This window comes from Pilibacter termitis (assembly GCF_900167335.1).
Classification (GTDB): domain Bacteria; phylum Bacillota; class Bacilli; order Lactobacillales; family Streptococcaceae; genus Pilibacter; species Pilibacter termitis.
The window spans coordinates 1-9,484 of sequence record NZ_FUXI01000049.1; the positions used below are offsets into that span (position 1 = coordinate 1).

The 9,484-nt window shown below is 37.8% G+C and carries 12 protein-coding genes; 3 read left to right on the forward strand and 9 right to left on the reverse strand.

The window, feature by feature from the left end; genetic code table 11:
* Positions 1 to 923: 923 nt before the first annotated feature.
* The 8 genes from queA to comGA all read right to left on the reverse strand — a co-directional run bounded on the left by queA (position 924) and on the right by comGA (position 5,863).
* On the reverse strand, positions 924 to 1,952 hold the full coding sequence (gene queA, locus B5D30_RS12810; RefSeq protein ID WP_078808490.1) for a tRNA preQ1(34) S-adenosylmethionine ribosyltransferase-isomerase QueA: 1,029 nt from the start codon (positions 1,950 to 1,952) through the stop codon (positions 924 to 926).
* Positions 1,953 to 2,064: 112 nt separating this feature from the next.
* A complete protein-coding gene (comGG, locus tag B5D30_RS12815) occupies positions 2,065 to 2,403 on the reverse strand; it encodes a competence type IV pilus minor pilin ComGG (RefSeq protein WP_078808475.1) in 339 nt (112 codons plus the stop codon).
* A complete protein-coding gene (comGF, locus tag B5D30_RS14410) occupies positions 2,387 to 2,899 on the reverse strand; it encodes a competence type IV pilus minor pilin ComGF (protein WP_078808478.1) in 513 nt (170 codons plus the stop codon). The genes comGG and comGF overlap by 17 nt, the downstream gene beginning before the upstream one ends.
* A complete protein-coding gene (locus tag B5D30_RS12825; protein ID WP_078808481.1) occupies positions 2,856 to 3,161 on the reverse strand; it encodes a hypothetical protein in 306 nt (101 codons plus the stop codon). Before B5D30_RS12825 ends, comGF begins: the two co-directional genes overlap by 44 nt.
* The gene (gene comGD, locus B5D30_RS12830; protein ID WP_078808483.1) at positions 3,154 to 3,621 is read right to left on the reverse strand and encodes a competence type IV pilus minor pilin ComGD; all 468 of its coding nucleotides are present in this window, start codon (positions 3,619 to 3,621) and stop codon (positions 3,154 to 3,156) included. Before comGD ends, B5D30_RS12825 begins: the two co-directional genes overlap by 8 nt.
* Positions 3,590 to 3,928 (reverse strand): competence protein ComG, encoded by a 339-nt coding sequence (locus B5D30_RS12835; protein WP_144399616.1) that lies wholly within the window; start codon positions 3,926 to 3,928, stop codon positions 3,590 to 3,592. Before B5D30_RS12835 ends, comGD begins: the two co-directional genes overlap by 32 nt.
* Positions 3,925 to 4,977 (reverse strand): competence type IV pilus assembly protein ComGB, encoded by a 1,053-nt coding sequence (gene comGB, locus B5D30_RS12840; RefSeq protein WP_159443348.1) that lies wholly within the window; start codon positions 4,975 to 4,977, stop codon positions 3,925 to 3,927. Before comGB ends, B5D30_RS12835 begins: the two co-directional genes overlap by 4 nt.
* Positions 4,913 to 5,863, reverse strand: coding sequence for a competence type IV pilus ATPase ComGA (gene comGA / locus B5D30_RS12845; RefSeq protein ID WP_078808486.1), 951 nt, complete (start codon positions 5,861 to 5,863; stop codon positions 4,913 to 4,915). The genes comGB and comGA overlap by 65 nt, the downstream gene beginning before the upstream one ends.
* A 150-nt stretch (positions 5,864 to 6,013) precedes the next feature.
* Here comGA and B5D30_RS12850 point away from each other — a divergent pair, with 150 nt between their 5' ends.
* Complete coding sequence (locus tag B5D30_RS12850; protein WP_078808487.1) at positions 6,014 to 6,847, forward strand: NAD(P)H-hydrate dehydratase; 834 nt, start codon at positions 6,014 to 6,016, stop codon at positions 6,845 to 6,847.
* Positions 6,848 to 6,900: 53 nt separating this feature from the next.
* Positions 6,901 to 7,428 (forward strand): methylated-DNA--[protein]-cysteine S-methyltransferase, encoded by a 528-nt coding sequence (locus B5D30_RS12855; protein WP_078808488.1) that lies wholly within the window; start codon positions 6,901 to 6,903, stop codon positions 7,426 to 7,428.
* A gap of 49 nt (positions 7,429 to 7,477) precedes the next feature.
* Here B5D30_RS12855 and B5D30_RS12860 read toward each other — a convergent pair whose 3' ends face one another.
* Positions 7,478 to 8,842: a UDP-N-acetylmuramoyl-tripeptide--D-alanyl-D-alanine ligase gene (locus B5D30_RS12860; RefSeq protein ID WP_078808489.1), complete on the reverse strand. Its 1,365-nt coding sequence runs from the start codon at positions 8,840 to 8,842 to the stop codon at positions 7,478 to 7,480.
* 79 nt (positions 8,843 to 8,921) lie between these two features.
* On the opposite strand from B5D30_RS12860, the gene B5D30_RS12865 reads away from it, so the two are divergent.
* Positions 8,922 to 9,484 (forward strand): restriction endonuclease subunit S (locus B5D30_RS12865; protein ID WP_234984682.1); only part of this gene is annotated, 563 nt, incomplete at its 3' end.

Genomic DNA, 9,484 nt, shown 5'->3' on the forward strand with positions numbered 1-9,484 from the left:
AGCTCTGAAATAGAACCCCACAACTCTCGCAATGCGTAGGAACTTTCGCATATAGCCCATCAATTCTGTTGAATTTTCTATTTTTCTTATCTACCCCTCTAGAAAACCAACGGTCCTTTTCAAATATCAAACTTTCATCTTGAAATCCTAGTAATTCTCTTGTACACTTATCCATGAAGACATCTCCTTTACTGTTGGGTTAGGCACTTACATTGTAAACGAGATGTCTTTTTTTATGCAAAAAAATCGCATGGAATTTTTGTTATTCCACACGATTTAGTATAGAGCCGTTTTTCAAAAATAGAGTTTTTTTGCACACAAAAACCGAGGACTCTCGACAATCCTCGGCTGTATTGCATTCGGAAGGCTTTAAAAAATCAAGTAACACTTCATGTAAAGGTTGCTCTCGTTTCATTTAACTTGAAAAATTCTTTCAAAATACGTTCCATTTATCTAAGTGGCTTATTTATTCAGCCTAGATAAACTCTATTCAATTTTCTCACAGAGTGTTCCAATTTGTTCATTTAAAATCTTCTATTTTAACGGACTTTCTCTGTGTGTTTCACTTCTGATTTTCCTATTTATCTAAGTACTCATCAGAAACCCCTTTACGACAATCTAGAAGTAACTCTTACTCTGGAGCACTACTTCCGTCCAGATACAACCGTATATTCACTATTTATGGGGATTTGTGAACCTTCACATGACTTCAAAGGCATTTTTAGTTAATTTTTCCTATCTTTAAATTTTCAACTTTCGAGATGCCTTGATTTTTTAAAGTTTCACCCCTTCCTGATACTTTTATTTTACCTCTTTTTGAAAACGCACGCAATCAGAAAATCTCCGTTTTAACAACTTGTTTCACACCGCATTCTCTAATGTTTCACGTTTTTGTCTATACAAATAATGAGATCTCTCTAAATCTATTTTACAAACATTGCATCGCCAAAACTAAAGAAACGATATTGCTCATCTATGGCGTGCTGATAAGCATTTAATACGAAATCCTTGCCTGCAAAAGCACTCACTAACATCACGAGCGTTGATTTTGGCAGGTGAAAATTGGTCGAAAAAGCATCTACTATCTTAAATTGATACCCGGGATAAATAAAAATATCCGTCCAACCAGAGTCTGCTTGGATATTGCCTTCAAATTTTTGAGCAATCGTTTCTAGCGTACGAATACTTGTCGTACCAACTGCAATGATTCGACCTCCGTTTTTCTTCACTTCCTGAATGGTTCGTGCCGCCTCAGCTGATAAAGAATAAAATTCACTGTGCATTTGATGATTGTTTACATCTTCAACGCTCACAGGTCGAAAAGTGCCTAAACCTACATGGAGCGTAAGATAGACCAATTTCACCCCTTTTTCCTCAATTTTCTTTAGCAACTCTTTTGTGAAATGTAATCCTGCCGTTGGAGCCGCCGCACTTCCGGGATTTTCAGCATAAACTGTCTGGTAGCGTTCTTTGTCTTCTAATTTTTCATGAATGTAAGGAGGCAGTGGCATTTCGCCTAAACTATCCAACACCTCAAGAAAAATCCCCTCGTAAGAAAAACGAACAATTCGCCCACCATGTTCTCTTTCTTCTACAACCGTGGCTTTCAATCGACCGTCTCCAAATGAAAGTTCTGTACCTACTTTTGCACGCTTGGCAGGTTTCATCAACACTTCCCAATCGTCACCTTGTGTATTATTCAAAAGTAGAACTTCTATCATGCCACCTGTTGCCACTTTTACACCAAATAAACGTGCAGGCAAAACTTTTGTATCATTCATCACAAGAGCATCTCCTGCGTTCAATTCTTCTAAAATATCTTCAAAATGCTTATCTTGAATGTTTTTCGTCTCCCTATCAATTACTAGCAAGCGACTTTTTTCTCGCTCCTTTAGTGGCGTTTGGGCAATTAATTCCTCTGGCAAATGAAAATCAAAATCATTTGTTGACATCATGATTCTTTTACTCCTCTCTGTGCTCGAAGTCTTTTCTGCGAACACTCGTTTCGATTGTAGTAAAAGTCTATCATGTTTTTCTCGGAATAGCTATTCACACACTTGTTTTCTAATCATCATACTCTGCGATTTCTGTTTTTGCTCCATTTTCGTTTAGTGTAACAACAAATTTCCGCATGGCTACCCCTTTTTTATTCTTCCACCTGCTTGCTGATACTTCTCCTACATCAAAAAAAAGTTGTTTGGAAGAATTTCCATTGCGAAATTTTTCTCTTGCGACCTCCACCATGCAATTTATCTTCTCGCCCTCCTCCATTGCTCGAACAAATTCAATTGTTTGCGAAACATTTTTCACTTGAAAAGCGAGTAGAACAAAAAATAAGGAAAATAGGCACAAGACGGAAAGTAAAATCCCCCCTTTTACTCGTTTTTTATGGTACTTTCTCATCTTTCACCTCCCAAATCGCTTGCTCTTTTTTACCAGAAAAAAATTCTACTTCTAACTTTAAAAATTCTTGTGTTTTTTCTATGTGAAGTGACTGTATCTCCATTAATATCGGTTCAAATCCCTTTTTATTTTCATTTGTCTTGATTAATTCTCCCTTTTGATTTAAATAAAAACGTTCGATAACCGCAGGCTTTTTTTCCACATTTTCTCGCTCGTCAAATGCTAAAAATGAAAGTTGAAATTCCTGATTGCCTAATATTTTCAAATCTCTCGAATTGCGGCACCTCTCCTGCATTTGCGTAACGAAAAGCTGCCAATTTTTTGCATCGTTACATCTCCATTTACTCTCTGCTCTTTCAAGAAATGTGCTGAGATTTAGAAAAACGATAAGAACACAAGGAATTATCAATAATGCTCCCAAACATTCCAATAAAGTAAAACCACGTACTCGTTTATTTCTCCCCAATGAACGTAACCGAAATTTCAAATTCTCCATTTTTCGACTCTATTTTCTCCTCGTTTTGATTGGTCATTTTCCTCGTCTGCACTTGGTTGTGCGTAATTGCACTTTTCTTTTGTTTATTGAGCAACTCTCTCCCCTCACGTGCGGATTGCAAAAAGCTCATTTTCCTCTCTAATCGCATAACACCCTTGTTCAGCTCAATCATTTGCATAAGAAAAATACTTGCAAGCACTAGGCATAATCCTGCTGAAATGACTGCCTCTAATAACATCATCCCTTTTACTCGTTTATTCATAGCTTACAATCTCTTTCCGAAATTTTCCTGTACCAAATTGAAATTGATAAATAATTTGCTCTTTTCTCCGAGCGTTCTCAAAAACAATTTTCGGCAAAGACGAATTGGTTCCCTTGCTTGATATTTCAATGATTTCACACTCGCTTTTGCGGTTGATTGTGCGGATTTCTTCTGGCAAAAAAAGCGTGATCTGATAATTATTTGAAGAGAGGCTCACTTCGTTTTCTTGCACACGCACTTGCCCGACTTGTCGCCTCATTGCACAAATCGACTGGATATGCGTAAGTCCACGCTCAAATTCGTAAAAAAAGGAACGGTTTGTGAAACTTTCCATTACTCGATGAAAATAAAGCGTTGGAATGAGAACGAAACAAAGAACAAGCGTGATGACAACCAAACTTTCAAACACCGTAAACCCGCTTACTCGTCTAGTCAATTTCGCTTTCAGGAATTTTTTCATATTGCTCCTTTTGTTTTTGCGAAATATAATGCTCATTAAATAACGCATCAATTTGTGCTTGACTTAATTTTTTCCCTGTTACTTTGCCTGCACTACTCCCCTTTTCCATTTGATAAAGCTCATACTGCTCCCGCACCACTAAAGCCAATGCTTTATCACTCTTTTTCAACGCTACATCTTTTTGCTCAATCAATTTTGGCGAGAAAAGCAAAATCAACGCTGCAATTAAAATAATCACAATCAAAGTCTCCAAAAGCGTAAAAGCCTTCGTGCGTTTTCCTTTTAGTTTTTCCAATAGTTTCATCAAACCATTCCTTCCATATTGTTATAGATTGGCAACAATATTGCCGCATAAATCCCTAAAATCATCAACGCTACAAATAAAAAAACAAGCGGTTGAACAATACTCATACGTTTTTCAACTAAAGCAAGCAATTCTTGGAAACACATTTCCGAATAAAATAACAGTTCCTCACCAAGTCTTGATTTCACCTCACCTGAGAGAATGATAACGGAAAATGTCGACTGAACAAATTGCCATGAGCCTACTTGCACGTCAAAACTAATGCCCTCCTCAGCACGAGTCCCCATTTCTCGTCCTAATTCTCTTAGCAAACCATTTGATTTTAAGTTTTCCATTATCTCAACGATTGTTTTCATCTCATGACCTTGTAAAAACAAATACCCCCATTCACGAGAGAGAACGCTTGTCAGGTAAAGTCTATAAAACGTACGTATTATTGGGATTTTACACCACCATTTTGCTCGAAAAACTGCTGATTTTCTCTTTAAAAATAACAAAAGCAAAAGCGTAAAAAACACTACACCCCCTCCTGTAATCAACACAATTGCGGGTAAATATTCTATCAATAAAAAGGCAAAATTTTTCTCTCCATTGTTGTTTGACATTAGTTGCGGAAGTAGAAATTCTCTTAGCAACCCCATAATACCAAACAAGAAAATCAACAAAAGCAATGGATAGCTTAAAATTTTCACTAATTTTTCTCGTTGTCTTTTTTCCTCTATTGCTTGATTTTTCAGCACTTGCATTGTCTCTTTTAAATTGCCGTTCATTTGAGCCAGCTCAAGTTGAGTCGTTTGTGCGGAGGAAAAACCGAGTTGAGCGAAACAACTACTCACCTCATCTCCAGAAATAAAATTCTCTGTCATTTCCTGCACAATTTCCCTCGGAAATCGCTCGATCCTTTCCAAAAAATAACAAACTTCTGTAAGTGTAAAACCACCATCTAATAAATTGCTAAAAAGCAAAAGCAACTCAAATCGTCGTTTCTTAGACAAACTTTTCTTGCGAGTAAATTTCTTGAGAAATACGCTTTTCTTGTACCAATTTTTCAAGTAAATCATTCCATTCCGTTTCTTTTTTACCATTTTTGCTAAACGAAAACAATGCACGTGTTTTGCCATGATTGTCTGTAAAAAGTCGCTGATAAATAACACCTTTCACTGTCTGTTCCATTTCTACGTCAGATACACCAAGCTCTTTCATTCGCAAAAATACCCCTTTTGGCGATTGAGCGTGAACCGTTGAAAAAACGGTATGCCCTGTTAGTGCGGCACGAATGACGGTGCGGGCGGTAATTTCATCACGAATTTCCCCGACTATCAACAAATCAGGTCGATGTCGTAAAGTTAGCTTAATCAACGCCTCATAATCCATTCCGATAGATTCGTTGACTTGCAATTGCAAAATACGTGCGTTTTCTATCTCAACTGGATCTTCCACTGCAATAATTTGTTTTTCCTCCTCTAGCATTTGTGCCAGTTGGTACATCGTCGTTGTTTTGCCTGAACCCGTTGCACCAGAAAACAGATAAAGCCCTCGCCTTAGCGTTTTCTCCCTCAATTCTTCAAGTTGCCCTTCAAAGAAAAATTGAAGTTTTTGCACTTCAAAAGAATGTAAAAACCGCAACACTAAGCTCTCTTTCTGCTCGAAATTGCCGACTGTTGACAAGCGAAATCTTCGTTTCACTCCGTCAATTTCTACGGAGAAACTTCCAAGTTGTGCACGCCTTTTTTCGCCAATATTCATCCCACCACGATATTTAAAATGGAGGATTAATTTATTGCCAATCTCCTCGGAAAAACTTTGCTCCCCCACTCTCTTATCACCTTTGCGATAAAAACAACGAAATCCTTGTTCTATTGGCAAAATATAGCAATCATGTGCTTGCAATTCACTCCCTTCTTTTAAAATTTTTTCTGCTAGACTATTAATGTCCATTCTCTCACCTCACTTCGATAAATTGTTTTCCCTTTTATTTTTAATATACGCAATAAATTTGATTTGTACGAAAAAAATCAAAAATTTTTTTCACTCTAGTAGTTATTCATTACAAAACCGTGGTAAAATAGAAAAAACGGAGGTGAGGAAATGGAACTATTGACTGAGGAAATTTTGAAAAAAGTGATTCTTCCAAGAGAAAAAGCGACACATAAAGGAAATTTTGGTCGTGTGTTGATTATCGCAGGAGATGAACAGTACGGTGGAGCAAGCATTTTGGCGGCTGGTTCTGCTGTTTACGCTGGGGCAGGTCTTGTGAGTGTCGCAACAAGTAAACACAACCACGCACCACTTCACGCACGCTATCCAGAGGCAATGGTGATTGATTGGGAAAATCATACGTTACTTGAAAAAGTGACAAAGCAGGTAGATGTTATTTTAATCGGTTGTGGTTTAGGTGTCGAAACGATTGGTTTTTCATTATTAAAAAATTTATTTGCTACCATTACAGAGCGACAACTATTGATTCTTGACGGTTCTGCTTTTTCGTTGTTAGCTGAAAATACGCTAAATATTCCATTTCCTAAACAAACCATTCTCACCCCTCATCAAATGGAATGGCAAGTTTTTTCAGGGATTGAAATTGCTCAGCAGACAGATTTAAACAATCAAACGCAAGTAGATAAAAATGAATTTACTGTTATTTTAAAATCTGAGGAAACGAGAATTTATTTCCCTCGTGAAGAGTCATACAAACTCACAATTGGCACACCTGCTCAAGCAATTGGTGGTTCTGGTGATACGCTTGCGGGGATATTGGCAGCATTTCTCGCACAATTTCGAGGAAAACGGCGTGAGGTAATCGGCAGTGCTGTTTTTCTGCATAGTTTTATCGCACGAAAAATCGCAAAAAAAGAGCGAATCGCACTCCCTACAAAAATAATTGACCGCCTTCCTGAAGTAATGAGAAACTTTGAACAATAGAAAAGCGAAAAGATACAAATTAAAATCTATACTATAAAAATGGAGGAATTTTCATGATTTTTACTACAAATTACTCCTCGCCACTTGGCAATTTGACCCTTGCGAGTAAAGAGGAAAAATTAATCGGCATTTGGATAGAAAATCAAAAATATCACGGAGAAACCTTGTTTCCTGAGCTAGAAGTTTGTGACATTTTACCGATATTTTCACAAACAAAAGAGTGGCTCGATGATTATTTTGCTAAAAAAAATCCTAGTTTCCCCACTCACTTGCTCGCCCCTTGCGGCAGCCCTTTTCGTCAAGAAGTTTGGAAAATTTTGCTCGAAATTCCTTATGGCGAGGTGATAACCTACGGCGAAATTTCCAAGACCCTTGCGAAAAAATTCGGTCGCAAAAGGATTTCCAACCAAGCCGTTGGCGGAGCGGTGGGGCATAATCCAATTACCATTCTCATTCCTTGCCATAGAGTCGTCGGAAAAAACGGCAATTTGACGGGCTATGCTGGCGGAATTGAGAAAAAAATTCATTTGCTTGAGCATGAGGGAATTTCTACGGAAAATTTTTCCATGCCTAAAGCATGAGAAAAACGCATAAAATCTACGCTTTTTACGTTGATTTTATGCGTTTTTCTCATTTCAAAGCCTCCACCACTTCAAAAAGCCCCATGCCATTTGACGCTTTTAAAAGCAATAAATCTTCCTTTTGTAAATCATTTTTCAGCAATTCAATCAATGCTTGCTTATCCTCTTTGTCAAAATGCACAACAGCACCTTTTGGGAAATTCTCTACAATTTTGTCAAAAAGAACTTTCATTTCTTTACCAAATAAATAGACTTTCTCAATGTTATAGCTATCCAAATGTTCGCTCATGCTTTCGTGCAACACTTTGCTCGCCTCGCCAAGCTCGAGCATATCGCCAAGCACCACTCGCCGTTTCCCTGTTGTTTCCATTTGTGAAAAACTATCTAAAACAAGCCCCATTGCTGTTGGGTTGGCATTATACACATCACTCAACATTTTTGCTCCAACGCTTGATTCCACCCATTCCGTGCGATTTCTTGTCAATTCAACTGCCGCAAGTGCTTGTGCAATATCTTCCATACTCACACCTAAACGTCTCGCAATCATGCTTGCCACTAATGCGTTACGTGCATTGTATTTCCCCGGAACTGCAATTTCCATAATTTTTTCTGAAAAACTAAATTGAAAAATCGTTTCTTCTCTCTTTTCCGCTAGAACCGTCACATATTCATCGGCTGAATTATCCCAGCCAAATGTTGCGATCTCTTGTGAAATATTCTCAAGAAAACTTTTAAGAAGTGGTTCATCGCTTGGTACAATCAGCAAACCATTTTCTTTTAGTCCGTCCGCAATTTCCATTTTCCCTTTGGCAATCGCCTCACGTGTGCCAAAAAACTCCAAATGACTTTCGCCAATAAGCGTAATCGCTGCAATGTCTGGAGTAGCAAGTGTTGAAAGCAAGTGCAAATCTCCAGCGTGATCCATTCCCATTTCAAGCACCAATTTCTCCGTGTCCTCTGGCATAGAGAGAATGGTATAAGGCATACCGATTTCATTGTTGTAGTTGCCTTGCGTTTTATACGTTTTAAACGTGGTAGCAAGCACAAAAGCGGTCATATCTTTCGTCGTCGTTTTTCCGTTAGAACCAGTAATCGCAATAACCGTAGGTTTTTTCTTTTGTAAATAGTATTGAGCGAGCACCTGAAAAGCACTCAAAACATCTTCTACTATTAACACTGGGAAATCATCTGGCGTTGGTACATCTTTTGACCAAAGTGATAGAACTGCACCATTTTCTCGTGCTTTCTCCAGAAATTCATGCCCGTCACGTGCTCCTTTTAAGGGAATGAATAAATCTCCCTTTTTTACTTTTCTTGAGTCAAACTCCGCACCTGTTATTTCTATATTTTCGTATTTACTTACGTCATTTAAGGCATTTACTGCCTTCGCTGTTTCTTTTAGGGTTAGTTTCATTTTTGCTCACCTTGTTTTTGATTTTTTGTTTGGTTTTATTATACATTATATTTTGGGAAAGGTGGGGGAGCTGGTAATTTTGGAAAAGTTTTTTTGGAAAATGTCGTATGTGGGATATGCTGACGCTTGGGAACAGCGGAGGTTGGGAGAAAAAACAAAATTAATCACTAAAGGCACAACGCCAAAAGACAAATCTGGAAATGGAAGTATCAACTTTGTAAAGGTTGAAAATATTATTAATGGAAAAATATTACCTGTTTCTAGGGTTAATAGTGATGAGCATGAGAACTATCTTAAACGTTCAAAATTGGAAGAAAATGATATTCTTTTTTCGATTGCAGGAACTTTAGGAAGAACCGCAACCGTTGATAAGTCAATACTTCCTGCTAATACTAATCAAGCTTTAGCGATTATTAGAGGATATGATTTTGATACAAACTTTTTGATTACATCACTTAGCGGAAAAGTTGTCAAAGACTTTATTAGAAGAAATCCGACCGTTGGAGCTCAGCCCAACTTATCGTTAGAACAGGTGGGAAATTTAGTTATCCATAGACCTAAAATAGAAGAACAAATAAAAATCGGTGCGTTCTTCTCCGCCCTCGACCACCTCATCACCCTTCATCAGCGTAAGCCGAGATT